The following is a 1,844-nucleotide window of genomic DNA, read 5'->3' on the forward strand; positions in this document are numbered from 1 at the left end:
GCATCGGCATGACAGGCCAGTGCCTGTTCCACCACCACCACCTTGCGCGCGATTCCGTCCGCATCGACCCCGGTTCCCGGCCCGACCCATGACGCGGGCGTGCCGCCATAACTGCGCGCGCACAGCGCGGCAGCGGCGGTCGAATTGCCAATGCCCATTTCGCCGACGACCAGCAGATGCAGCCCCGGCTCCACTGCCGCTGCTCCAGCGGACAATGCGGCCAGGCACTCCGCCTCGTCCATTGCCGCAGCCGTGGTGAAATCCGCCGTGGGCCGGTCGAGATCGAGTGCAATCACCTGCAAATTCAATCCCGCGGCCTTCGCCAATGCGTTAATGGCTGCGCCGCCTGCGGCAAAATTGGCAACCATTGCGGCAGTCACGCTGGCGGGAAAGGCACTAACGCCGTGGACGACAAAGCCATGATTTCCGGCAAAGATCGCCGCGCGACCGTGTTCGATCACGGGCTGCGCCGTGCCCTGCCATCCGGCCATGAGCACCGCGATGTCTTCCAGCCGCCCCAGCGATCCGGCTGGTTTGGTCAGGCTAGCCTGCCGCGCGCGCGCTGCCGCGATGGCGTCCGCATCGGCGATAGGCATATCTGCAAGGGCTGCATCAAACGCGGCGAGGGACGCAAACCGGCTCATTCCGCGACGAAGCCCGGCGGCGGGGTGCGGGTGATGAAATGGCCCTTCACGCCTTGCGGCCATTGCTTGAACGGCACACGGCCATGCTCGCTGGCGGCATAGTGGACCGCATAGTCCAGAATGGCGGTGGCGGCGTCCTCGTCCGGGGTGAACCGACCCAGCACATAGCCAACCTTGCCCGGCGCGCGCAGATGCACGGTGCAGAAATCGGTGCAGGCGAACAGGCATGGCATTTCCTGCACGGCAACGCCGGCATAGCGAGCATCGCACTGCTGAACCGAACGCAGTGCCGCCACCAATTGCGCGCCGCCGCGTGTTCCGGTGGCGTCCTCACGCGCATCGGCACTGTGGCGACAGGTGTTGCAGGCCACGATAGCGGGGCCATCCTCAACAGGTATCAACATGGTTTTGTGGTCCTTTGATTGAAAATCATCGTTCAAAAACCCGATCGGTCCACGGCTCACGCTGCTGCCAGCCGCGCTGCTCCAGTTCGGGCGTATCGGATATGTCTGCCGGGTAACCGATGCACAGTAGCGCGATCAGAGACCATGTGGCGGGAACGTCGAGCAGGGCATGGACCGCCGGGGGATCGACTATCGACACCCAGCCAAGACCAATCCCGCGCAACCGCGCCGCCAACCACAGATTATGGATCGCCAAAACGCAGGAATAGCGCAACATTTCGTGCATAGTGGCAATGCCAAGGCCGTGCCCCGCCTCGGGCTGTTCGTCGCAGAACACCGCGATCAGCTCGGGGGCCTCACGCAATCCGTGCAGCTTGAGCGACAGATAATGATCTTGCTGTGCTTGGTCGGTATAATGCGAAGCCGCCAGGGCACTTTGCCCATCGACATGGGCGGCCAGCGCCTCGCGGGTATCAGGCGTCCGCACGCGCACAAACCGCCACGGCTGGGCATTGCCAACAGAAGGCGCGAGCGCGGCGCATGTCATGAGTGCGCGCATATCCTCCTCCGCCACGGTGCGACGGTCAAAATGACGGACGTCGCGCCGCCAGCGCAGCAGCTGCGCGAATTGCTCCGCAAACTCCGTGTCAAAGAAGGGCGACGTCTGGCTCAAAACTCAATGCCTGCCTGGGCCTTCACGCCGGATCGGAAAGGGTGTTTCACTTGAGTCATTTCGGTGACAAGATCTGCCACTTCAATCAGCGCATCAGGCGCGTTGCGGCCGGTAACGATGACA

Annotated in this window: 4 protein-coding genes; all 4 read right to left on the reverse strand. The window is 63.6% G+C overall.

Translation table 11 applies throughout. The features are described from left to right. Positions 1-644, reverse strand: a 644-nt coding sequence (locus C0456_RS20300; protein ID WP_291056445.1) for a nicotinate-nucleotide--dimethylbenzimidazole phosphoribosyltransferase, incomplete at its 3' end; no start/stop codon positions are given. After that, a complete protein-coding gene (locus C0456_RS20305) occupies positions 641-1,048 on the reverse strand; it encodes a DUF1636 domain-containing protein (RefSeq protein ID WP_291056448.1) in 408 nt (135 codons plus the stop codon). The genes C0456_RS20300 and C0456_RS20305, both read right to left, overlap by 4 nt. Positions 1,049-1,073: 25 nt before the next feature. Continuing rightward, a complete protein-coding gene (gene bluB, locus C0456_RS20310) occupies positions 1,074-1,721 on the reverse strand; it encodes a 5,6-dimethylbenzimidazole synthase (RefSeq protein ID WP_284458623.1) in 648 nt (215 codons plus the stop codon). Beyond that, positions 1,718-1,844: cob(I)yrinic acid a,c-diamide adenosyltransferase (locus tag C0456_RS21030; protein ID WP_367179325.1), on the reverse strand; the 127-nt coding region annotated here is incomplete at its 5' end. The genes bluB and C0456_RS21030, both read right to left, overlap by 4 nt.

The sequence above is a fragment of the Hyphomonas sp. genome (assembly GCF_013823385.1).
In the GTDB taxonomy this organism is placed as follows: domain Bacteria; phylum Pseudomonadota; class Alphaproteobacteria; order Caulobacterales; family Hyphomonadaceae; genus Hyphomonas.

What these genes read in the sequence shown, in the direction of transcription:
- C0456_RS20305 (WP_291056448.1), bottom strand. Translation starts at nt 1,048, where the DNA reads ATGTTGATACCTGTTGAGGATGGCCCCGCTATCGTGGCCTGCAACACC.